The 22,657-nt window shown below is 54.2% G+C and carries 16 protein-coding genes; 4 read left to right on the top strand and 12 right to left on the bottom strand.

From position 1 onward, the window contains the following. The first annotated feature begins 95 nt into the window (after positions 1-95). Positions 96-1,265 (top strand): hypothetical protein, encoded by a 1,170-nt coding sequence (locus tag METLU_RS0108305; RefSeq protein ID WP_027157814.1) that lies wholly within the window; start codon positions 96-98, stop codon positions 1,263-1,265. A gap of 188 nt (positions 1,266-1,453) precedes the next feature. On the opposite strand, the gene METLU_RS0108300 is transcribed toward METLU_RS0108305, so the two are convergent. Together METLU_RS0108300 and METLU_RS27250 are read right to left on the bottom strand one after the other, a co-directional pair. Next, positions 1,454-2,725: an IS110 family RNA-guided transposase gene (locus tag METLU_RS0108300; RefSeq protein ID WP_027157521.1), complete on the bottom strand. Its 1,272-nt coding sequence runs from the start codon at positions 2,723-2,725 to the stop codon at positions 1,454-1,456. Between the two features lie 234 nt (positions 2,726-2,959). Continuing rightward, positions 2,960-5,581, bottom strand: a complete 2,622-nt coding sequence (locus tag METLU_RS27250; protein ID WP_081679050.1) for a hybrid sensor histidine kinase/response regulator — start codon at positions 5,579-5,581, stop codon at positions 2,960-2,962. A 400-nt stretch (positions 5,582-5,981) separates the two neighbouring features. On the opposite strand from METLU_RS27250, the gene METLU_RS0108290 reads away from it, so the two are divergent. From METLU_RS0108290 to METLU_RS0108275, 3 genes are all read left to right on the top strand, one after another. Next, the gene (locus METLU_RS0108290; RefSeq protein WP_027157813.1) at positions 5,982-7,661 is read left to right on the top strand and encodes a multicopper oxidase domain-containing protein; all 1,680 of its coding nucleotides are present in this window, start codon (positions 5,982-5,984) and stop codon (positions 7,659-7,661) included. Further along, positions 7,658-8,302, top strand: a complete 645-nt coding sequence (locus tag METLU_RS0108285; protein ID WP_027157812.1) for a multicopper oxidase domain-containing protein — start codon at positions 7,658-7,660, stop codon at positions 8,300-8,302. The genes METLU_RS0108290 and METLU_RS0108285 overlap by 4 nt, the downstream gene beginning before the upstream one ends. 464 nt (positions 8,303-8,766) lie before the next feature. Then, on the top strand, positions 8,767-9,741 hold the full coding sequence (locus METLU_RS0108275; RefSeq protein ID WP_027157811.1) for an OmpA family protein: 975 nt from the start codon (positions 8,767-8,769) through the stop codon (positions 9,739-9,741). A 96-nt stretch (positions 9,742-9,837) separates the two neighbouring features. On the opposite strand, the gene METLU_RS0108270 is transcribed toward METLU_RS0108275, so the two are convergent. The 10 genes from METLU_RS0108270 to METLU_RS0108225 form a co-directional block, all read right to left on the bottom strand. Continuing rightward, the gene (locus METLU_RS0108270) at positions 9,838-11,232 is read right to left on the bottom strand and encodes a sigma-54-dependent transcriptional regulator (protein WP_027157810.1); all 1,395 of its coding nucleotides are present in this window, start codon (positions 11,230-11,232) and stop codon (positions 9,838-9,840) included. Beyond that, positions 11,229-12,680 (bottom strand): sensor histidine kinase, encoded by a 1,452-nt coding sequence (locus METLU_RS0108265; protein ID WP_027157809.1) that lies wholly within the window; start codon positions 12,678-12,680, stop codon positions 11,229-11,231. Before METLU_RS0108265 ends, METLU_RS0108270 begins: the two co-directional genes overlap by 4 nt. A gap of 60 nt (positions 12,681-12,740) precedes the next feature. Beyond that, a complete protein-coding gene (locus tag METLU_RS0108260; protein ID WP_231383574.1) occupies positions 12,741-13,433 on the bottom strand; it encodes a DUF2490 domain-containing protein in 693 nt (230 codons plus the stop codon). A gap of 171 nt (positions 13,434-13,604) precedes the next feature. Then, positions 13,605-14,120: an NADH-quinone oxidoreductase subunit B family protein gene (locus tag METLU_RS0108255; protein WP_027157807.1), complete on the bottom strand. Its 516-nt coding sequence runs from the start codon at positions 14,118-14,120 to the stop codon at positions 13,605-13,607. Positions 14,121-14,129: 9 nt separating this feature from the next. Continuing rightward, positions 14,130-15,713: a hydrogenase large subunit gene (locus tag METLU_RS0108250; RefSeq protein WP_027157806.1), complete on the bottom strand. Its 1,584-nt coding sequence runs from the start codon at positions 15,711-15,713 to the stop codon at positions 14,130-14,132. Further along, a complete protein-coding gene (locus tag METLU_RS0108245; protein WP_027157805.1) occupies positions 15,710-17,173 on the bottom strand; it encodes a hydrogenase 4 subunit F in 1,464 nt (487 codons plus the stop codon). The genes METLU_RS0108250 and METLU_RS0108245 overlap by 4 nt, the downstream gene beginning before the upstream one ends. Beyond that, on the bottom strand, positions 17,170-17,847 hold the full coding sequence (locus METLU_RS0108240) for a formate hydrogenlyase (RefSeq protein ID WP_027157804.1): 678 nt from the start codon (positions 17,845-17,847) through the stop codon (positions 17,170-17,172). The genes METLU_RS0108245 and METLU_RS0108240 overlap by 4 nt, the downstream gene beginning before the upstream one ends. Continuing rightward, positions 17,847-18,791: a respiratory chain complex I subunit 1 family protein gene (locus METLU_RS0108235; protein WP_027157803.1), complete on the bottom strand. Its 945-nt coding sequence runs from the start codon at positions 18,789-18,791 to the stop codon at positions 17,847-17,849. Before METLU_RS0108235 ends, METLU_RS0108240 begins: the two co-directional genes overlap by 1 nt. Next, the gene (gene hyfB, locus METLU_RS0108230; RefSeq protein ID WP_027157802.1) at positions 18,791-20,872 is read right to left on the bottom strand and encodes a hydrogenase 4 subunit B; all 2,082 of its coding nucleotides are present in this window, start codon (positions 20,870-20,872) and stop codon (positions 18,791-18,793) included. The genes METLU_RS0108235 and hyfB overlap by 1 nt, the downstream gene beginning before the upstream one ends. A gap of 65 nt (positions 20,873-20,937) precedes the next feature. Then, a complete protein-coding gene (locus tag METLU_RS0108225; RefSeq protein ID WP_027157801.1) occupies positions 20,938-22,593 on the bottom strand; it encodes a SulP family inorganic anion transporter in 1,656 nt (551 codons plus the stop codon). Positions 22,594-22,657 lie beyond the last annotated feature (64 nt).

Raw genomic sequence — 22,657 nt, 5'->3', positions numbered from 1 at the left:
AGAGACATTAAGGAAGGATCAGTCGAATTATTTTGATAAAATAGCACTCATAAACGCCGCCAGCCTTTTGTCCGCTCAATCATGAGATTTAAACCATGGCTCAATCCAAACGCAAAATCGTCCGAATTGCTCCAAAAACCGATGGAAAAACAACCTTATCCGCGGCCCAAAAACAATTCAATAGCCTGACTAAAAAAATTGACCGTCAAAAAAAGCTGTTGATCGAGTGGAAAGAAACCATCCCTTTGTATCATCAAATAGTTGAGCAGGAATACGACCCTGCTGTAGAGATCTTGAATAACCAGAAATTTGAGTGGGCCAAGTTATTGGATCAGTCTTACGACAAGCCGCTATTCAAAAAAACCGACAAATTGAAAATTAAGCATTTTATTTGCGAGGCATGTGAGCAATTAATTCCCGAGTTGAACAACGATGAACTGAAAGCCTTGTTCAACAAATATAGTGGTGAAGATTACGATACCATCAACCAGGAGACTGAAGCCGCTGTTGGCGAACTCATGAGAAGCATCGCGGAAGGCATGTTCAATGTAGATTTGGGAGATGACGTCGATGTAAGTTCGCCGGAAAAATTGCACGCTCACTTGCAGGAAAAGCTGCAAGCGCAGGCAGAAGCTCAATTAAAAGAGCAATTGGACGCCCCCGTTAAACAGCGTAAAAAAACCAAAAAACAATTGGAAAAAGAAGCGCGCCAACGAGAGGAAGAGGCGCTGGCAAGTAAGTCGGTCCAGGAGGTTTACCGTAAATTAGTCGCCACACTGCATCCCGACCGCGAGCCGGATGAACAGGAACGCGTCCGCAAAACGGAGTTGATGCAGCGCGTCAATACCGCTTACGGCAAAAAAGACTTATTGCAGCTACTGGAGTTGCAATTGGAAATTGAGCAGATCGATCCCGCGCATTTGAGCCAAATGGCTGACAGTCGTCTGAAACATTTCAATAAGATATTGAAAGAGCAGTTGTCTGAGCTGGATCAGGAAGTTCATCAAATTGCAGAGATATTTAAGTTGCAATTAAATCTGCCTTTCTATGCGCTTCTGACTCCCAGGCAATTGATTGCATCACTGAAACATGATCTTAAATCAGTTAAGACAGATATAGACGCCATTCGGAAAGAGCTTGAAACCTTTCAGGATCCTGCTGCGCTGAAAGCATGGCTAAAAAGCTACAAGATTCCCAAAAAATCCGACCTGGATGATTTTGATGATTTCTTTTTCGACGGCATGATGCCGTTCGGATATAGATAGCATAAGGATGGGTTTACGCCGTGCTTTTTGTCCCTTGGCAATGAGTATGAAATAAAGCCTGAGTCAGAACTATTTAATCCGTGCCGGAGATTTAACAGACGGACTGGCCGTCAATGATCAAAGGATGATTGAGCCAAGGCGTAATGCAGTTCATCAAAGTTGACCGGTTCACGCCGTGAGTTAGTCCGTCAAGCTTTTTCACTGATTTCGCCGCCTGGTTTTAGCAACGAGGAGCCCCGTTGTTCCAGCGCTTTGAGGTAAGTGGATTCATCATAGGGCTTACCGGTCTGCCAGCACCGGTAGAGGATACGTATCCATTTAAACGCCAGGGAACGCACAGCGGCTTGATAGGTTGAGCCCTTTGCGCGCTGCTGTCGGTAATATTGGCCCGCCCAGAATGATTTATTAATGGTCTGTGCCGCCCACTCGGTGAAGGTTTGTCGAAGAAAGGTCGGGCACTCCCACCGCCAATGCACCCAATGTTTCTTACCACTGCGCTCCGTTACTGGCGCAACGCCCGCATATTTTTGTAAATCTGCCGCACTCGGGTATCGATCTCGCTGCTCGCCAAACGCCACCAATAGCCTCGGCGCGAGCGATGAACCTGCGCCTGGCAATGCGCTAAACAAGGCATAATCAGGATGCTGACAGGCGATTTGCTCAATGGCCTGGTCAAATTGTTTAATCCCTTCCAGAGTAACGCTTAACTGTTCGATCAATACCTGTGCCTGTAGGCGATAGGGAATGATAATAGCCTCATCTAAAGTTAACGGCGTTGCAGTTTTGATCGCTGCCAGCCGCTCTTCCAACACCTGAGGAAAACGCATGTTATGTTGATGAAAAAAGGTGGCCAGCGTATTTTTTCGGGCCCGTTTGACTTGGGCCAGCGTTGGCCATTGGCGAATGAAAGCACAGAATAACGGGGTATCAATATGATCAAACCAGTCCAGGACTTGCGGATAATACTGCTTTAAGGCCGAACGCAGACGGTTGGTGAGACGGATTTTATCGTTAACCAAACTCCTTCTTTGCTCAACCAGGGATGACAAGGCTCGCATTTCCAGGCTTTGAGGCTGAAGGGGTTTAAAACGCTCGGGATGACGTAACAGTAGATCCACAGCGAATTCCGCATCCGTCGGATCATCCTTTGCCCTGCTCGGCGTAAAGGCTTCCCGATACTTGGCCAGCGTTCCAGGATTGATCGGATAAATGACAAAGCTATCAAATTTCTGCAGTGCATATACAATCGGACCTTTCGACAGTTCCACGGCGACCGCAATAGGTGAGCCAAACCGTTGAATTAAGGCTTGCGCCCAATCGTTGATCGATTCAACTTGATGGGGAATCACTGAAAACTCCCGCTTCGGGCTGTCTGCCGCTTGAAGGCAAACGTCATGCTTTCTGTCGGCCCAGTCAATACCGACAAAAGCTGTAAACGATGGCTTGTTAAGGCTATTCATACCTGATCTCCGGCGGGGTCGATTAACCAAGAGAAACATGCCTGCCTGAGATCTGCGAAAGCAATATAGGTGAGCCGATGCCGCGGCAAGCCCTGAGTATTCGTTAGTGATCCCAAGCGCACCCGTGGGCTCGAAACCAAACCGGTGAACATCTAAATGTTGGGGTCGAATTATTCGTAGCCCGCAGGTGCATGTCCTGCTTTACTGGCAGCTACCTGCCAGCTGTGCTGAGTATCACCTAAAACAGGACGGAAGGACTATATTGGTCAAATAACCGTTGAATCCGGCTGCCCGCGCCTGTTCACGGTCCTCCTTCCGCCCGTAGCCGCTCAAGGCGATCAACTGCATTCTGTCCAGGCCGGGCTGTTGCCGTAACGCCCGTGCGACCGCGTAGCCGTCCATGCCGGGCAGGCCGATGTCCAGCAGCACGATCTGCGGTCGTTCAGCCAGCGCAGTTTCCAAACCGCTAGGTCCATCATAGGCCAGTCCGACGGTGTGTCCTTCGCCGCTCAATAACATGGACAGGCTCTGGGCGGCATCGCGATTATCATCGACCACCAGAATGCGCAAAGGGTCTTCTATGAATTCCGGTTTTGTTGAATCGACAATCGGAACGGTCGGCGCCCGCCGCAGGCCGGGCAGGCGGATGACGAATTCACTGCCTCGGCCGCGGCCTTCGCTGTGAGCCCGGACTTCACCACCGTGCATCGTTACCAGACTTTTGACCAGGGCCAGTCCGATGCCCAGGCCGCCTTCCGCGCGGTCGATGGTGTGGTCCACCTGGTAGAACAATTGAAACAGGCTGGGCAGCGTCGAAGGCTCGATGCCCCGGCCATTGTCGCGCACCCGGATCAGGATGTCATTGCCTGACTGCTCGACGGTCAGCCCGATGCATCCGCCTTCATCGGTATATTTCGCCGCATTGTTGAGCAGATTCGCCACGACTTGAGACAGTCGCACCAGATCGCCTTCAACATAAAGCGGATTCCGCGGCTGGTGTATCGTAAAGGCATGATGCCGAGCCTCGATCAATGGCTGAGTGGTCTCTGCCGCACGCTGCACGATAGCCGCTACCTCGAGGATTTCTTTCTTGAGTTCGATTTTACCGCGGCTGATGCGCGAGACATCCAGCAGGTCATCGACCATCTGGACCAGGTGCTCGACCTGGCGGTCGATGACGTTGCGGCACCAGGCCAGCCGCGTTTCGTCCAGGTTCGGCCGCTTCATGATCTGAACGGCGTTGCTGATCGGCGCCAGCGGGTTGCGCAATTCGTGGGCCAGCATGGCGAGGAATTCATCCTTGCGCCGGTCGGCTTCGCGCAGGGCTTCTTCGGCCCGTTTGCGCTCGGTAATGTTCTCGACCATCGCTCCGAAGCCGGTGATCTGGCCGGTATCGTCATACAAGGGATACCAGCTTTCGTTCCAGTAGCCTGTTACGCCGGGCGCTGTGGGGATCTCGCCGCTGAACTCATAGTCCTTGACCGGTTCTCCAGTCGCCAGAATGAGGTTGATTACGTCCTCCGCCGTGGCAGCCAGCGTCGGCACGATGTCGTGGACACGTCGGCCGATATGAGCGGCGGCAGGGAGGCCATTGAGTGCCGCGAGACTGTCGTTGATAAGCAGATAACGTAACTCGAGATCCAGATAGGCAAAGCCCATGGGCGCTTGCGTCATCAGGGCGTTGAGGAGCGTGTGGGTTCTGGTCAGCGACTCTTCGGCCTGCTTGCGTCCACTGATGTCCTGGACGATGCCGGCTATGGACACGGGCCGTTCCATCTGGTCCAGCTTAAGGCGGCCTTTGGCGTAAATCCAGCGTATTTCGCCATCGGTACGGCGGATGCGGCATTCAAAGTCCCAGTCAGTCCGCATCTGTATGGCCTTATTGAAGCGCTGCTGCACGGCGTCCCGGTCCTCAGGCAATACATGGTCGAGGAATTGCTCAAAGGTCCATCCGGGCAAGCGTTTCTGGTAGCCGAAGATGAGGTCGTGCAATAACGTTCGGTGCACCGTGCGATCCTGCAGATTCAACTCCCATGCGCCGGCCTCCAGGGTTGACAGGGCGAAATCGAGACGCTGCTGATGCTCTTCGATGAGCTGCTCCTGTTGCTTGCGCTGGGTAATATCCAGCACGATGCCGCGATAGAGAACGGCTTTCCCTTGTTCGTCAAAAACCGCTTGGCCGCGCGACATGAGCCAGCGCTCCTGATTTCCCGGCAGATTGGCCACCCGCCATTCCAGATTGATTTCAAGGCCGGCCGTTACACAATGATTCAGAGTGGCAAACACCGCGGCCTGATCATCGGGATGCACGCTCCCTAACCAATTGTCATACGAAGGCGGGCTTGAAGGTTCGAGGCCGTACATCGACCAAAGATTATCAGACCAAAATAGCTGGTTGGTTTGTACATCCCATTCCCACAGGCCGGCGTTGGCCGATGCGAGAGCCAGTGTCAATCGGGCTTGATGGGTTTTCAACTGATTGGCATTGGTTGCCCATGCCCTTTGGCTGCGCTTTAGCTTCTCGTGCGTGATGCTGATAAGAAGTCCCATGGCAGCGAATACCGCAATAGAATAGCTGCGCTCCAGATTTTGCACAGGCCAGGGCTCTTCGGGATGAACAAAAAAATGAAGGCCTAACAGCGTCGCTACCGCCGTACTCATCAGCCCCGCCCAAAAGCCGCCAATCCATGCGCTGAAAAACACCGCCGGATATAGCAGCAACCAGGTGTAAGGCAGGATATAGGGCCAGAACCATTGCTGAAGGATCGCTGCGGTAACGGGAGTGATGAGCGCTAGTGTCAAGCGGTAAACTTGCGGATACCTGACGAGCAATCGAGTGGGTATAAAAGTTTGCATTCAAAAACAGGTAGGCTCGTTTTTCGTTATATTTTTTGCCGAAGTCATTTAATGATTTTTAGGACAGGCTTGGGATAAGCCGGCCTATAAATTTAAGTAATCATACGTCAATACAGCGGCGTTTAAACAGAGCCTGAACCAGAATCATGTTTAGGCGGCATTTGTTAAATAAACTATCATGGCACCGATTCAGCTATTCTGAAATCAGTAAAATTGCTTATAGTCGGTAGAAATACTCACAGGAAGCGCATGGTCTTGAGGAAAGCAAACAGATGTTATTCTTATTCAGGAATCAGGATGAGGCGTTTATCCCATATCATGATGAACTAATGCTTCCCTGCCGGGAAATTTTCGGTATAGTGGCGTGTTTAGTTGAATCTTGCTGTACAGTTGTCTAAAAATGCAGAATAAATACTTACGTTTATTAAGTCTTCTCCTGATCGTTTTATTAATTCCCCTGGCATATTGGTTAAGACCCGGCAAGTTCGAGGAAGCCGATCTGAATCCGCCGTCCACGCGCCCTAACATGGCCGGCAAGCCGTCCGGCTTTGAAAAACCCTGTAAGGACGAACACCCCGAATGGCGCCAGGCTCAGACTATTGACGGCGTCGAGATCGCTGAATCGCTGGCGTGCAGTCCCGACAATCCATACGACATCGCTGCTTTCGTCAAAGGCGTCAATAACATTTCGATGCCTACCTTGATGAGCACGCATCTGTCCGAAGACGCATTGACCAAAACCGACGACCTGGACGGCGACGGCGACCCCGATGTGATCCGCATCAAGCTGGAAGTCATCGAGCTTAACGGCAGATCGCCCGACGGCGATTTTCTGATCCCCAGTTATGATGTGTTGCCGGGCGTGCAGCCGGGGCTGTGGGTGTTCGCGCCCAAGACCAGTGACATGGCCGTGAAGAATTACGGCTCCAACCAGGCCAATTATTTCCTGCGCGCGCCGTCGCCGGTGATTCGCGTCGAGCAGGGCGATCAGGTCTATATCACGCTGGAAAACTCGCATTATTTCCCGCACACGATTCATTTTCACGGCGTTGACCACCCCTGGAAAACGGCGTCCGGCAACGATAACGACGGCGATGCGCACGGCGGCGCTGGCGACATGGGCGTTTTCCCGGGCGATAGCCACACTTATGAAATGAAGCCTCGGACGACCGGCACCATGCTTTATCACTGCCATGTACAGACCGACAAACACTTCATGATGGGCATGGCCGGTATGTTCATCGTGGAAGAAAATCGCCCGAACAACTGGGTGCAGACCTTCAATATTGGCGGAGGACACGTACGGCATCCGTCTGTTGGCGTCAAAGAGGAATACAATCAGGAATATGACCTGCATTATCAGTCCGTCGACAAGCGTCTGGCCAAAATCATCCAGGAGGCCAACGATCCTCGCTTGATCGAGAAAAAAATGAACCGCGAATACAACATGGCCGAATCGCATGAAAACTATTTCCTGCTGAACGGCCATGCCTTCCCGTATACGTTGCGTGATGATCTGATCGTCACGGAACCCAATGAAAAGATCAAACTGCGCGTCGCTAATGCTCAGAATTCGGCCATGGCGCTGCATTTTCACGGTCATAAGGCCACGATCACGCATTACGACGGCATCAAACAGCCCGAGACCATGCAGGTCATCCGCGATGTGGTCGATATTGCATCGGCGCAGCGCGTCGATATCAAGCTGGATACGACCAATGACGGCCTCCACAACGATGGCGAGGGTGTCTGGATGTTTCACGATCATGTCGAGGTCGGCGCGACCAATGACGGTGTGAGCCCGGGGGGTAATATCTCTTTAGTCGTGTACCGCGATTACATCGATGAGCAGGGCATGCCGAAACTGCACGAAGGGATGTTTGATCAGTTCTTTACCAGCGCTTATTACGCGCGCGAAAAACCCATGTGGGCCACGGGCGAGTTTGTGCAACTACTGGGCGAAGCAGGTCCTCTGCCCCCGAATTATCTGAAAATCATCGCCTTCGGCCTGACGGTCGGCTTGCTGTTCGCGCTGGTGTTCTACCTCGTGCGCAGCTTTAAGAAAGGAGCAGCGGAATGAGTTTTGTTAAGCCTCTTATTTTGTTAATGGCGATAGCCGGTGTTCAGCCGGTCATGGCGGCTATGAACCATAACGGCATGATGATGGACGAAACCGGCATGATCATGAATAGCAATACCGATAACGTGCCGCGCGACTGCAAGAAGATCGCCGGCGATGTCAATATTACGGTCCGCGCCGGTCATAAACAGGCCAGGAAATTCAACGGCATCATGTACGCGTTCGACCAGCAGCAATGGGAAGCGCCGCCCTGTTCGCGCATTAATGTCACGTTTATCAATGAGGACAAGATCCGGCACCAGTTCATGATTCACGATCTGCCGGGTTATATTTACCCGCAAGGCATGTTCACGATGGAAATCTACGGGCCGGGCCAGAAGACGGCTTCTTTTATCGTGCCCAGCCAGCGCAAGACCTATCTGGTCCATTGCGAAGTGCCTCAGCACATGGAGAAAGGCATGAAGGCGCAGTTGAAAGTGGACGGCGGCGATGGCGATTTGCCGAGTATTCCGGGCATATCGGCGGCTGTCAATGCTGATTCTTATACGGTAGACTGGGATAAAAGCGCCTGGGGGACTTTACTGGTTTCGTTTTTTGCAGGGGCAGCGGTGCTTTTATTGCTGAACAGGATTAAGCGATAATGGAGCGGAAGTCTTAAAAAGATAACGGGTGATAAAAAAGAAAGACCACCAGAAATTGTGGGGGGTTGGTGGGAGGTGGTCTTTTTAAAGTAGAGACAAAATTGTCGAAAAGCATGGGAGCTATTGCTAATCGACGGGGATCATCCTAACAAAAGGAGTAGAGAGATTTTATTCGTACGAATACTTATGCATTCAATTACTCTTTTTGCCATGCCGATGCTGAACACTATTTTTCGTGATTCAAATGAAAAGTTTCATACATGATTTTAATGGTGACATTCAGCCGGAATTCATAAAAGATCATCAATCATTACTTCTTAAATGCTTAAAAGTGCAAAGAACAATAGCCCATTGTGAACTCAAAATGCTGAGGTTGCTCTATAATTATCAATTCGTTTCTAACTGAAAAGTCTCAGATAGATACATAAATATTTTTATAAAAATTAGCCAAAGGCTGTGCAATTATGAAAAAAAGTTTATTAGTTATCGGTATCAGTTCTGCTTTATTGACAGCTTGTGTTACCGATCCCTATACCGGTCAATCACGTATAAGCAATACTGCTAAAGGCGGGGGACTGGGAGCAGTGGTAGGCGCCGGCGCCGGTACTTTGTTTGGGGGTAACGATCTTAAGAATGCCGGTTGGGGCGCCTTGGCCGGTGGCGCGTTAGGCGCGGCGGTTGGTGCCTATATGGACAGTCAGGAACAGCAGATGAATGAATCGCTGCAGGGAACCGGTATCGAGGTTCAGAGAACAGCCGAGAATACGCTGACCCTGACCATGCCGAACAACGTTACGTTTGGATTCGATTCGTCCAACTTGACGTCGCAAGCTCAATCCGCTCTGGATTCAGTGGCTAATGTGTTAAATCAGTATCAGGATTCCAAAATCAGTATCACTGGCCACACCGATGATGTCGGGGCGGATAATTACAATCAGAAATTATCCGAGCAACGGGCTACCAGTGTTTCCGGTTATCTATCTCAGCATGGCGTGAATTACTCGCGTATCACCCAGCAGGGTATGGGCGAGCGTATGCCGAAACTGCCTAATACCAATGATGCTAACCGGGCCGAGAACCGTCGCGTGGAACTGGCTATCGTTGCCAATCCGACTGCCGGCAGCCAGCCAGGCGCTCAACAACCGCAAGGCGGATATCAGCAGCAACAACAAGGTTATCCTCAACAGCAACAGGGTTACCCTCAACAGCAGCAAGGATATCCTCAAGGCGGAGGCTACCAGCAGCAAGGATATCCTCAAGGTGGCGGCTATCAGCAGCAAAATTACCCTCAGCAGGGTTACCCGCAACAGCAAAGTTATCCGCAGGGAGGCGGTTATCAGCAGCAAAGTTATCCGCAGGGGGGCAGCTACGGCTATCCTCAGCAACAAGGTTACCCTCAGCAAAACACTTATCCTCAGCAATACGGCTACCCTAGATAAACCGTAAGCACTCAGAGGAAGGGCAGTTCAGCAAATCAGTGCCGGACTGCTCTGTTCTTTTTCAATGTAGCAATATTCAGAGCCGTTCAGTCTAAATCAATCCGTCGTTTTAATATTATATTTACGCACCCGGTAGCGCAGTGTTTCCCGCGTTGTGCCCAATGCCCGCGTTGCAGCGGCCAGATTGTTGTCGGCCCTTTCCAGGGCGGTTTTGATAATGAAACGATCCATGTCTTCCAACGCCATGCTGCCGTCCAACGGCAGACAAATCCTGTTTTTCGGTTCGGAAGCCATGTTTTCCGAAGCCGCGCTTTCCTGGCCGGGCAATTGCAGCCATTGGACCGGAAAAATCGGACCGTCGGCGAACAGCACGCAACGTTCGATGGCATTGCGCAGTTCACGGACATTGCCCGGCCAGTAATGAGCGCGCAATTTATCCCAGACCTGTTCGGGAATCTCTTTGACATGGCGTCCGGCCTTGGCGTTGTATTCGGCCACGAATAGCGGCACCAGTTCGTCCAGATCCTCCCTGGCTTCGCGCAAAGGCGGCAGCATCACGCGGAAAACACTCAGGCGGTGATAGAGATCGCTGCGGAAATGGCCGTCCCGTATCATCCGCTCCAGATCACGGTTACTGGCCGCGATGATCTGGACATCGATTGTGATTTCCTTCTCGCCGCCCAGCCGCCGGACTTTGTGATCCTCGATCGCTTTCAGCAGCTTGGCCTGTAAATCGAGCGGCATTTCGCCTATTTCATCCATGAACAGCGTGCCGCCGTCGGCCTGTTCCAACAGGCCGCGATGCCGCCCCGAGGCGCCGGTGAAGGCGCCGGGTTCGTGGCCGAACAATTCCGACTCCAGCAGTTCGCGCGGCAAAGCGGCGCAATTGACTTCGATCATCGGGTGTTGCGCCCTGGCGCCGCCATAATGCAGGATGCGGGCAACCAGCCCTTTGCCGGTGCCCGTTTCGCCGCCTATGATGAGGGCGCTGAACGGGACTTTGGTCAGGCGCGCCAGCAATTCCCGGACATTGCGTGCCTGCCGGCTCGATCCGACATAGGCTTCCGGCGAATAGCGCCTATGCTCCTGCCGTGTCTGGTCAATAACCCGGCGCTGTATCGCCGCGCTGCGGGCAGCGCTGTTGACGACCAGGTCGAGTCGATCCGGATCGCAGGGCTTTTCCAGAAAATCATAAGCACCCAAACGCAAGGCTCGGACCGAGTCCGGCACGCTGCCGTAGCCGGTCAGAAACAGCCATTCGGCATGGCTGATGTTTTTTTTCATCTTTTCCATGAAATCCAGCGCATTGCCGTCCGGCAGATTCATGTCGGACAGAATCAGCAAAGGCTCCAGCTCATCTCTAAGCAATAATTCCTCGGCTTCGGCCAGCGAGGTCGCCAGCATGACCTCCCAGCCGGATTGCCGATAGTGGCGTGACAGCTCCGAGCCCAACAGTTTTTCGTCCTCGATAATCAGCAGGGTTTCCATCAGGATTGATCTCCGGCAAGGTGACTATTCGGCAGAACGATAGACACACAGGCGCCATGCGGCTGGTAATTGGTGAGTCTGATGCTGCCGCCCATATCTTTGACAAAGCGTTGAACCATAGCCAGTCCCAGTCCGGTGCCGCGCTGGCGACTGGTACGGAACGGGCGAATGCCATAGTTCAGTATATCTTCTGAAAAGCCATGGCCATTGTCTATGACATCGATATGGAGTCCTTGCGCATCCTTGCGCGCTTTGATGCTGACCACGCCCGGTTCGTCTTCCAGCGCTTCGGCCGCATTCAGGATCAGGTTCAGCAGTGCCTGGCGCAGCGCGCTCTCGGGCAGCTGGACCGGCAGAGGATAGGGTGCATCGATTTCCAGGCGCACGCTTTCGGCAATCTGGTAGCGCGTCAAGGTGACCAGATCGCGGATCAGTGTTGCCGCATCGAATTCGGTCGCCGGCTCCGGCGAATGCCGGCTCTGGTCCAGCATCTCGTTGAGCAGCCGGGCCAGTCGCTTCAGCTCCTCGCCGATCATATCCAGTCTTTCCTGCTGGTCGGGCGCCTGAATTTCGCGGCGGAAATTACTGAACGCGATTTGAATGCCGGCCAGGGGATTGCGTATTTCATGCGCCAGTTCAGCGGCCACTTCACCTATTGCCGCCAGCCGCTCCGCCCGCGCCAGACTTGATTGCTGCTCCAGCAGGGCCTGCGTAGCCAATTTGACTTCCTGTTGCAGGGACTGGGCATGCAGGCGCTTGGCTTCCTCCAGTTCCGCCAGATGCTTGACCATCTCGTTATAACTATTGAATACCGGCAGCAGCAGCGGGTCAAGGTGGTCGGTCGTGATCGGCGTATAGTTCTCTTCCGTCAACCGTTGCAGGAGCTGCTTCAAATCGTTGAGCGGATGCAGGATGCGGCTGTGCAGAAAGAGCACGGCCACGATCAACGTCCAGGCCAGGATGACCAGCGCCAGGTACAGTTCGGTCTCCGTGGTACGGCTGATGTTTTCCAGCAAGTATTCGCGCTGCAGGGACTCGTTCTCGAGCGTTTCGCTCATGACCTTCAGCGCCGTGATCAGGCGCGTGTTTTTTTCCAACTGGTCCAGTTTGCCCACATCGCTCAGCAAGTCCCTGACCGTTTCCAGACTTTGCCGGGTTTTTTCCGACAAATGACGGTTATCGGTCATTAACGCATCCATTTCCTCCAGCGTTCTGGCCAAGGCCTCGGAGGGCGCAACCGGTACGGCTTCGGTCAGATACTCGATCAAGGATTGCTGCAGGCCGACCGATACGTTCTGAATGCGGTGAGAATAAGTGACGTAGGATAAAACCGTCTCAAAGCGATGCAGATTGCGCCAGATCATGCCGCCGAGTATAGCCAGCGCCAGTAATAGCAATGCTAAAAAAGCCAGGCCGCGCAGTTGCACAGGGCGGTAGAAAATTGATTTCATTCGGGATCAGGATTTGAGATGCAAGGCAAGAACTGAAAGTTTTACCTTGCGCCATTTGCTTCAATAATTCAAATACAAGTTAACCGACAGGATATGACTCATCCTGTCTGGCCCGACGGCTTTGCGGATGTACTGGTTCATATAACCGATTTCCGTGCGGGTGTTTTTATTAAAATTGTAACCGACGCCCCCAAACACGCGGTTCTGGTCAAAGCCGTCGTCGGCGCCCCAGTCGGTGCGGTTGATATTGGCGAAGTACTCGTCAGTAAGCACCAGGCTGAAATCGGTCGCGAAGGGCAACGGCGTCGATAGTTTCAACAACTGCCGGAAACGCCAGCCGACATCTTCGCCGTTCTGAACAAAGCGTTGCTCGAAGCGGCTGCGGCTGGTGATCGTGCCGAACGAAAATGTATCGCTCCATAACAATTGCTGCCAGATGCGGTGCTCGTCAACAGGCGAGACAGTGAAAGGTTCCTCGGTGGGAATGAAGGCATAGCCCAGCCAGACGCTGGTATTGTCGTTCAGTGCATAACCGAGGCCCGTACGCAACATACCCTGAGAGAAACGCGAGGTATCCTCGCCGAACCGGCCCTGGCCTTCTAGCCAGTATTTGTAGTTTTTCAGATCGGGATTGAGGACGCCCAGGCTGCCCATGGCCGTGATATTGCCCCAGGTCTGGAAGTCTTCAGCCGTCTTGGCGGCTATCGGGTTCGAAAGCGTTAGGCCGATCAGCAGCGGTAAAATCAGCCTCATTTTTGATGTCTTCATTGTTTTTAACGTCATGTTTTATTTTTGTAAAAGGCAAGGGATGCTGTACAGCTATTGCCGCGTTGCATCATGGGGGATTATACCGGCTGATTGGAAACTCATGTAGGGTACGCATCGCGTACCTTTATTAAGTAGAAATAGTACGCAATGCGTACCCTACCTCTGCCTGTGCATTAACCCTAACAAGCCTTTCATCAAGACCAACGGCGTCGGCGGGCAGCCGGGGATCACCATGTCCACCGGGATGACGTTGGATACTGCGCCGCAGCTGGCGTAGGACACGCCGAATTCACCGCCGCAGGCGGCGCAATCGCCGGCTGCGATAACCCACTTCGGATCGGGCGTCGCCTCATAAGTGCGCAGTAAAGCGGTCTGCATGTGCCGCGATACCGGGCCGGTCACGAGCAGCACGTCGGCATGCCGAGGCGAGGCGACGAAATGGATGCCGAAGCGTTCTATGTCATAGAAGGGATTGTTGAGCGCATGGATCTCCAGCTCGCAGCCGTTGCAGGAGCCGGCATCGACTTCCCTGATCGCGATACTGCCCGAGAATTTCCGGTCGATATGCCTTTTAATCTCGATGCCGAGCTGTTCCAGTTCATCGTCTTTCGGTGCTTTAACGCGCTCGGTGACTACGCCGGTGGTCAGAATTTTTTTAAATAGTCTCAGCATGAGTCTTTCCTACAAATCATGGCCCGAATAGGAACCGTTCACGGATTTGTTGCAGACCGGAAAATCCGGCACGATGTTACCCAGCACGAGCTTTTCCAGCGCTGGCCAGTTCAGCAGGCTGGGATCGCGCGGATAGAAGCGGGCGATGGCATTGTCGGCATCAAAACGGACATACGTAATGATCTCACCGCGCCAGCCTTCGACAATGCCCAGACCTTCACGGCCCGCTTCGGGTGTTTTCCAGTCGCTGAGCAGATCGCCCGGCGCCAGCAGATCGATGAATTGCCCTATCAGTTTAAGGGCAACGCTGATCTCCTTGTATCTGACCCAGAAGCGCGAGGCGATATCGCTCTGCGCTTCCACCGGCACCTTGACAGTCAGCCGGTCATAGGGCGCGTAAGGTGCGTCGCGGCGCACATCGAAATCCTGTCCGCTGGCCCGGCCGACAAAACCCAATGTGCCGAGAGCGGCGGCGATCTCTTCGGGCAGGTAGCCGGCCGTGTAGAGCCTGTCTTCCAGAGACGAGTTCAAATCCAGCGCCGGCAGGATTTCGCCCAATTCAACTTTCAGTTGGTATATTCCCCGCTTGATCGCGATACCGGCCTGCTCGGATAAATCACAGGCCACGCCGCCCGGTACAATCCTGTCCATCAGCAGGCGATGGCCGAACAGTTGCGCATTGCAGCGCAGCCACAGTTCCCGCAGGCGCGTGAATTGCATCTGCGCAAAGGCGAAACCGACGTCATTGCAGATCGCGCCCATATCGCCCAAATGGTTGGCGATCCGCTCACGCTCGGCCAGAATGCCGCGTATCAAGGCCGCGCGCGGCGGAATGGAAAGGCCGGCGGCCTGTTCCATGGCCATGCAGGCCGCCCAGCAATGCCCGATCGTAGTATCGCCGGAAACCCGTCCGGCCAGACGCGCCAGCTGTTCGGGCGTTCGGCCTTCGGCGATTTTCTCGATGCCCTTGTGCGTATAGCCGAGGCGCTCTTCCAGATTCAAGATGGTTTCGCCCATGGCCTGAAAGCGGAAGTGGCCGGGTTCGATAATGCCGGCATGAACCGGGCCGACCGGAATTTCATAAACGCCCGCACCGTAGGCCTTGACGAAGGAATAATCCCGATCGGGCGGCGTGACCGCTTCCGGTTCGCCCTGAACAGGAAAATCCTTGCGCAACGGATAGCTGTTTTTGGGCCAGGCCTTGTGCCGTGTCCAGGGCCGGTTGTCGGGATGGCCCACGAAATTCAGGCCGAACATATCCTGCGTATGGCGTTCACTGCGGCTGGCGGCCGGATATACCGTGGCCTGCGAAGGCAGTTCCGGTTTCGGGTTATGTACTTTTGTCCTAAGCAGAACATAACAGCCCTGCTTTTCGAAACAGGCATTGATTAAAAACCATTCCTGCTCCTGCTCGGCCCAGCCGGCCGCCCAGCGCAGGTTTTGCTGCAAGGCCAGCTCCGCGAATCGTTGCCAGTCGCTGCTGACAATCCGCCACAGGCTTGCCGGGCCGATAGTGAGCTGTTCGACTGTGATGCCAACCTCATCAGCCTGCTTTAAAAAATCGACCTTCCAGCTGGAATTTGAATAACTCATAACGGCGCGCTCCCCGAGATTAATATCGTCGCCTGTGAAAACCAGTCGGCCAGGAAGCCCGGAATAGCCAGGCCCAGCCAGAGCACCAGACCCAAATGAATCATGACCGGCCACAGGTTGGCTTTGATCGGCTGCTGGCCTTCGGGCCTGTCGCCATAGACGATCGGCTGGATATGCCGGAACAGGCCCGCGAAGGCAATGCCTATACCCAGCAACAACAACGGCGCCAGCCACGGATAGCTGTGCATTGTGGCTAGCAGCACCAGAAACTCGCTGGTAAACACGCCGAATGGCGGAAAGCCGGCAATAGAAACCGTGCCGATCAACAGGCCCCAGCCGACTTCCGGTTGGGTTTTAATCAATCCGCGTATTTTTTCCATGCTTTGCGTGCCGGCGAGTTGGGAGGCATGACCGACCGTTACGAAAATCGCCGACTTGGTCAAGGAATGCACGGTCATATGCAGCAAGGCGGCAAAAGTCGCCAATGGGCCGCCGATACCGAAAGCAAAAGTCATCATGCCCATGTGTTCGATCGAGGAATAACTGAACAGCCTTTTGATATCTTTTTGCCGATGCAGGAACAGGGCGCCAACCAGGAACGACAGCAGGCCGAATCCCATCATCAGGAAACCGGCCATATCGGAATGGGTTGCGCCGTCGACCAGCATTTTGTTGCGCACGACGGCATAGAGCGCATCATTCAGCAGCAGACCGGACAGAACCGCCGACATCGGCGTCGGACCTTCGGAGTGCGCATCGGGCAGCCAGTTATGCAGCGGCACGAGGCCGATTTTGGTGCCGTAGCCGATCAGCAGGAATACGAATGCGATTTTAAGCACTTCGGGATTGAGCTTGCCGGCATTCTCATAAAGCACCGACCAGAGCAGGGCATTTTCTTCGCTGCCTATTTGCTCGGCCGCGTAATACAGCAAAATCGTGCCGAACAGCGCCTGCGCGATGCCGACGCCGCAGAGGATGAAATATTTCCAGGCCGCTTCTACCGATTCGGGCGTGCGATAAAGACTGACCAGCAGCACCGTCGCCAGCGTCGCGCCTTCCATCGCGACCCACAGGATGCCCATGTTGTTGGTCGTCAGTACCAGGTACATTGACAGCATGAAGCCCTGATACATGGCATGGTAAAGCTTCAGGCGGGCATCGTTGAGCCTGCCGATTTCCTTTTCGTGCTCCATGTAAGGCGCGGAAAAAATGGCCGTGGTCAGGCCGACGAAAGCCGTCAGCACGATCAGGTAGACGTTGAACGGATCGACCAGAAACGCCTTGCCTGATGACAGAATCGTGCCTTCGCGCAGCACGTTAACGGCCAGCCAGACCGTGGCAACGAGATTGATGGCGTTCAGGCGGATATTCCAGATACCGGAATCGGCCCGGTGTCCGGCCAACGCGAAAAAGGCCATGCCGGTCAGTGGAATCAAGAGCACCAGATAGGCCGCGATCATTTATCCACCTCGCTCAAGCGGTTCAGCAGATCGACGTCGAGCGAATCGATACTGGTGCGGATATGAAAGAAAAAGATGCCGAACAGCACAGCCGCCACCAGCACATCGAATGCCACGCCCAGTTCGACCACCATCGGCATGCCGTGCGTGGCGACAATGGCGGCAAAAAACAGGCCGTTCTCTATCGACATAAAACCGACCACATGCGCGACCGCCTGCCGGTGCGAGATCATCAGCAGCATGCCCAATAACATCACGGACAAACTGACCGCCAGCGCATTCAGCATGACGATAGAAGAGGTCTGCACGATAGGGTGCAGTATGTAATAGCTGAATACCATCAGGCTAGCGCCGCCCAGCATTACTGCGGAATTATTTTTCAACGCCTCGACATCACGGTGCATGTTCATTTGCAGCACCAGTCGCCGCAGCATCCACGGAATGACAATCACCTTGAGAACCAGCGTCAGCACGGCGGAAATATACAAATGGTGAATATTCAGGCTGTAGGCGGCCACGGCCGTGGTCAAAGCCAATAAAAAACCCTGTACCGCAAATACGAAAATCAGCCGTAACAGCCGCCCCTGGCCCAGCATCAGAAAAGACGTGAGCCCGACCAATGCCGCCAGCGATAAAACGGCCTGCGTGTAAAAATCCAGTTGTTCTATATTCATCAACGGGCCCCCTCCAGAATAATATGGCTCAACATGCCCAGCAAGCCCAGCAAGTAAGCAAAACTGAGGAATTCCTGCACGCGAAACAGGCGCATTTTGGCAAACAGCGTTTCCGACAGCGCCAGCAGAACCGCCAGCAAGGCCAGTTTGACGACGATGGCCAGCAGGCCGTATTTCAATGCCTCAACCGTAATTCGTTCGGCAATGCCCCACGGGAAAAAGATGTTGGCGATCAGTACGCCGTACAGCATAAGTTTCAACTGGCTGGCCCATTCGATCAGGGCCAGATGGCGGCCGCTGTATTCCAGGATCATGGCTTCATGGATCATGGTCAGCTCCAGATGCGTCGCCGGATTATCGACAGGTATGCGCCCGGTCTCGGCAATCGCGACCAGCATCAGCGAAAGCAGGGCGAAAATGAATGACGGCCGCAGTACCAGTCCTTCATTGAGCACAAAGTCGATAGCGAACGATAGATTAGTCGTGGAGGCGGACATGGTCAGCGCAAAAATACCCATCAGCATGGCCGGTTCAGCCATCGAGGATATCGTCATTTCACGCGATGAACCCATGCCGCCGAAAGCCGTGCCGATGTCCAGGCCGGCCAATGCCAGAAAAAACCGGGCGAAAGAAAAAAAACCGATCAGCACGATGACATCGGCGTTGGCCGAGGTGGGCAGGTCAACGGCCACCAGCGGCACGATGCTGGCGGCCAGCACCATGGCCGAGAAGATGATGTACGGAGAGGTCGTGAAGATCCAGGATGCCTGATCCGAGACCACCGGCTGCTTGCGCGTCAGCTTGAGCAAGTCCCGGTAAGGCTGGAACAAGGACGGCGCCTTGCGGTTCTGCAAGCGACATTTACACCATTTGATCCAGCCCGCCAGCAGGGGCGCCAGCGCGACAAACAGCACGGTCTGTAAAACTGCCAATAACCAATTCATTAACTAATGATCCATAACATAACGATTAAGGTAACGAACGAATAACCCAGATAAGTCCGGATATTGCCGGTCTGAATGCGTCCCACCAGTCTGGCCGTCCTGTTGACGGCCCGTTCAATCGGCTGGTACAGGCGCGGCCAGCTGTGATCCTGTATCTGCAGGGAATAATGAATCGCCGCGACATCCTGATTCATGGCGCCCTGGCTGTCTTTCCTGACCTGTTCGTCGATGATCCAGACCCTGGCGAAAATACGCCTGAAAGGCATCATGAAGGCGCTGGAGCTGTACTGCATACGCGGTGTCAGACCGCCAAAGCCGCAGTCCCAGGTTTCGGCCCGGCGCATGACTGTTGCAGGGCTCCGGCGCAGATACCGGAAACAGATGCCGGCTGCGATCAGGGCGCCGACCAGCACCAGCGGCGCCGAATAGGACGCCTTGTCGGCGGAAACGGGCGCCAGGTGCAGCCAACTGAGCGTAGCGCCATCCGGCAGGGATGCCCCCAGCACTTGCCCGGCAACGTCATTGATCAAACCGAGCATCAGGCCCGGAAAGATGCCGAACAGAAAACACAGGCCGGCCAGCAGGGCAGGCCCTGCCAGCATGCCTTGATCGGTAATTTCCTGGGCTTTGTCGGAATGCCGTGAGCGGGGCAGTCCCAGAAACAGGATGCCGAAAACATTGACGAAGCAGGCCGCCGCCAGGGCCGCCGTTAATGCCAGAGAGGCGGCCGCGACCGGAATCAGGCTGCGCAATACGCCGTTGTCGATGACATCGACCTGCAGCGCGGTCTGGAAAGCCAGCCATTCCGAAACGAAGCCGTTAAACAGCGGCAACGACGAAATGCTCATGCAGCCGATCAGGAACAGCATGCCGGTCTTCGGCATGCGCTTGATCAGGCCGCCCATCAGGTCGATATTCAGCTCATGCGTTTGATGATGAATAATGCCCGCGCCCAGAAACAGCAGATTCTTGAACAAGGCATGGTTGAAAGCGTGGAACAGCGCCGCCAGAAAACCCAGCGCCGCCAGTTGCGGTTGGTTCTGTGACATGAAAATCATCGACAGGCCCAGCACCATGAAGATGATGCCGATATTCTCTACCGAGCTGTAGGCCAGCAGACGCTTCAGATTGGTCTGCATCATGGCGTACAGAATGCCGCCCAGGGCCGAGACCGTGCCCAATATCATCAGCGCCAGTCCCCATTGCCAGTGCACCTCGCCGATCAGGTCAAAACAGAACCGGATCAGGCCGTACAAGGCCACTTTCAGCATCACGCCGCTCATCAAAGCCGAAATATGCGACGGCGCCACGGGATGCGCTTCCGGCAGCCAGACGTGCACGGGCACGAGCCCCGCTTTCATGCCAAAACCCAACAGCGCCAGCACAAACGCGATGCTGGCCCAGGTGGTCGATAACCGGGCATCGCGCAAGGCATCGAATGTAAAGCCGTCGGCAAAGCTGGCCAGCACGCCGAAAGCCAGAATAATGGCGAGCGCCCCGATTTCCGCCATCAACAGATAAAGGAAAGCCGCGCGCCGGTTGGCCGGATTTTCGTGCTGAAACGCCACCAGAAAATAACTGGCGACTGACATCAGTTCCCAGGCGATCATGAAAAAGAAGGCATCATCGGCCAACAGCACCAGCAGCATGCCGGCGACAAAGAGGCCGGTAAATAAACTCAGGACCGCAAACGGATGCCGGCCTTCTTCATAGGTCGAGACATAGCCAGGGCCGTAAAGGCTGACGGCGCTAACGGCAATGCCGATGATCAAAAAGAAGAAGCCGGACAGATTGTCGAAGCGCACCTGCCAGGGCAGCCAGGGCAGGCCCAGACTGATCCGGTCGGTCATCACCTCGCCGGTGATCAGTACGCCCAGACCGGCCAGTATGGCGAAAAGACCCGACAAGCCCAATAAGCCAAACACGGCTCGCCGCATCAGAATCGGGAAATGCTGCTCTTCCAGATTAATGATCCACTGCCGGTTAAAGGCCGGCAGATTATGGCGCTGATACATCAGCAGCGCCGGCAGGCAGGAAGCAAAGCTTAACAGGACAGAACAATAAGCCAATACAAGAATCATTCAATTCTCCGTAAAGCGATTCAGGACAGGGCGATCGGTTGATCGCCCATTCTTTGGCTAAACCTTTAGCCTTTTCTTTCGTCGGCCGTCATCAACCGTGCGGCCAGCGCATGATCTGAAAACTTTTCCGAAGCCCGGCCTATCTGCCTACAGTGGCCGCCATGCGCTTCATAGTTATGCATGTAATCATGTATGAACTCCATGACTGTATGGTCGATCAGATACCCGTCCGATAAATCAAAAACAACCGATTTGCCCGGTTCCAGCGCAGCCAGCGCTTTTTTCAATGGCAGAAAATTGGAAAAAATCGCCGAACCTGTCAGCTTGACCACCACGGTATCACTATTTGGCCGTTCGATGGAAAAATGAATTTTGAACAGATTCCTGAGCCAGACCCCGCGTGCAATATGGATAGCCAGCTTGGCCACAATGCCGATAGCGACGCCGATCAATAAATCGGTCGCCAGAACACCTGTGATTGTGACCATAAAAATAAAGAACTGTTCTTTTCCGATACCCATGACTTTGGCGAATTCCTTGGGTGAGGCCAGACGAAAACCGGTATAAACCAGCAATGCCGCCAAGGCTGCCAGGGGAATGCTGTGAATCAGGCGCGGGAACAGCACGACAAACAGCAACAGCAACGCGCCATGAAAGAAATTGGCCCAGCCGGTTTTGGCGCCATTGTTGACGTTGGCGGAACTGCGCACGATCTCGGCGATCATCGGCATGCCGCCTATCAGGCCGGCGACCAGGTTGCCAATGCCTACCGCCGTCAAGTCGCGGTCCAGATCGGAATGGCGTCTGTAAGGGTCCAGTTTATCCACCGTGACGGCACTGAGCAGGCTTTCAAGGCTGCCTACCAGGCAGATGCTGACCACGGCTTCCCAGAATTCAACCGTCGCAACCTTGGCAAAATCGGGAAAATAGAAGCTGGACATGAACTTGTCGGAGATCGCGACCAGAAACCTCGGTCCGACCGTTGCCTCATGATGGCTTATGAAAGGCGCATCCGGCAAAAACAGATACATATGCTCGTGATTCAAATCAAAATAGCGGCCCAGTCCCATGCCGACCAGCACGACGATAATGGGCGCCGGAATCATTTTCAATTTGGGATTTTTCAACAGCGACCAGATGATCAGGATAACCAGTCCGGTCAGGCCGATTAGCGCGATTTCCGGATTGGGGCTCAGCAGGCTGTGCGGAATCTGTGCCATGGTCGAAAACAGGCTGCCCTCTTCAGGCGTCACGCCGAGCATGACATGAATCTGCTTGGTCATGATAATGATGCCGATCGCGGCCAGCATGCCGTGCACGACCGACGCCGGAAAAAATGAACTAAGGCGCCCGGCCTTAAAGACCCCCATCAGAATCTGCAGCGCGCTGGCAACGACGATCGCCGCCAGCGTGTAGCGGTAGCCGGCCATCGCATCGCCTTCTCCCAGCGTTTGCACGGCACTCAGAACCACGACGATCAAGCCGGCGGCCGGCCCGTTGATCGTCACGTAGGAACCGTTGATGCGCGACACCAGCAGGCCGCCGATAATGGCCGTAAGAATCCCCGCCGAAGGCGGAAATCCGGACGCCATCGAGATGCCCAGGCATAACGGCAATGCAATAAGAAAAACCAGAAACCCCGACAGCAAATCGCTGCGCCAGTGCTCTTTCAAACCGGCCAGGCCGGTTTCAGGTAATGCCGGTAGCGAAGTCTTGATCATGGTTAAGTCCTCACAGTGTAAAAATGAAATGCTTCGGACTATTGTGAAGGCACTTATCATGCCA

This window comes from Methylobacter luteus IMV-B-3098, assembly GCF_000427625.1.
Lineage (GTDB): Bacteria > Pseudomonadota > Gammaproteobacteria > Methylococcales > Methylomonadaceae > Methylobacter > Methylobacter luteus.
The sequence above is the reverse complement of the archived record's forward strand: the minus strand, read 5'-3'. Positions and strand labels throughout refer to the sequence as shown.

Coding starts and splice junctions, on each gene's coding strand:
- METLU_RS0108305 (WP_027157814.1), top strand. CDS start 96: ATGGCTCAATCCAAACGCAAAATCGTCCGAATTGCTCCAAAAACCGAT.
- METLU_RS0108300 (WP_027157521.1), bottom strand. CDS start 2,725: ATGAATAGCCTTAACAAGCCATCGTTTACAGCTTTTGTCGGTATTGAC.
- METLU_RS27250 (WP_081679050.1), bottom strand. CDS start 5,581: ATGCAAACTTTTATACCCACTCGATTGCTCGTCAGGTATCCGCAAGTT.
- METLU_RS0108290 (WP_027157813.1), top strand. CDS start 5,982: ATGCAGAATAAATACTTACGTTTATTAAGTCTTCTCCTGATCGTTTTA.
- METLU_RS0108285 (WP_027157812.1), top strand. CDS start 7,658: ATGAGTTTTGTTAAGCCTCTTATTTTGTTAATGGCGATAGCCGGTGTT.
- METLU_RS0108275 (WP_027157811.1), top strand. CDS start 8,767: ATGAAAAAAAGTTTATTAGTTATCGGTATCAGTTCTGCTTTATTGACA.
- METLU_RS0108265 (WP_027157809.1), bottom strand. CDS start 12,680: ATGAAATCAATTTTCTACCGCCCTGTGCAACTGCGCGGCCTGGCTTTT.
- METLU_RS0108260 (WP_231383574.1), bottom strand. CDS start 13,433: ATGAGGCTGATTTTACCGCTGCTGATCGGCCTAACGCTTTCGAACCCG.
- METLU_RS0108255 (WP_027157807.1), bottom strand. CDS start 14,120: ATGCTGAGACTATTTAAAAAAATTCTGACCACCGGCGTAGTCACCGAG.
- METLU_RS0108250 (WP_027157806.1), bottom strand. CDS start 15,713: ATGAGTTATTCAAATTCCAGCTGGAAGGTCGATTTTTTAAAGCAGGCT.
- METLU_RS0108245 (WP_027157805.1), bottom strand. CDS start 17,173: ATGATCGCGGCCTATCTGGTGCTCTTGATTCCACTGACCGGCATGGCC.
- METLU_RS0108240 (WP_027157804.1), bottom strand. CDS start 17,847: ATGAATATAGAACAACTGGATTTTTACACGCAGGCCGTTTTATCGCTG.
- METLU_RS0108235 (WP_027157803.1), bottom strand. CDS start 18,791: ATGAATTGGTTATTGGCAGTTTTACAGACCGTGCTGTTTGTCGCGCTG.
- hyfB (WP_027157802.1), bottom strand. CDS start 20,872: ATGATTCTTGTATTGGCTTATTGTTCTGTCCTGTTAAGCTTTGCTTCC.
- METLU_RS0108225 (WP_027157801.1), bottom strand. CDS start 22,593: ATGATCAAGACTTCGCTACCGGCATTACCTGAAACCGGCCTGGCCGGT.